Here is a 235-nt window from a genome sequence, read left to right as displayed (position 1 = left end):
CCCTAAACGGCGCTCGATGGCATCCATCAGCTTGCCAGTAATAGAGATGTCAAAGGCTGCCTCAATCTCACGAATGCAAGTTGGGCTGGTTACATTGATTTCAGTTAGTTTGTCGCCAATCACATCCAGACCTACAAATATTAGGCCTTTCTCTTTTAAAGTTGGAGCAACGGCTTCGGCTATTTGCTTGTCTGTCTCACTTAAGGGACGAGCTTCACCGCGACCACCTGCAGCC

General features: G+C 48.5%; 1 protein-coding gene. It reads right to left on the bottom strand.

The window, feature by feature from the left end:
- Window positions 1-235, bottom strand: a 235-nt coding sequence (locus tag FQ664_RS26985; RefSeq protein ID WP_474707163.1) for an ATP-grasp domain-containing protein, incomplete at both ends; no start/stop codon positions are given.

Source organism: Pseudomonas persica (assembly GCF_900291015.1).
In the GTDB taxonomy this organism is placed as follows: domain Bacteria; phylum Pseudomonadota; class Gammaproteobacteria; order Pseudomonadales; family Pseudomonadaceae; genus Aquipseudomonas.
This window is presented reverse-complemented; position numbering and strand designations above follow the sequence as displayed.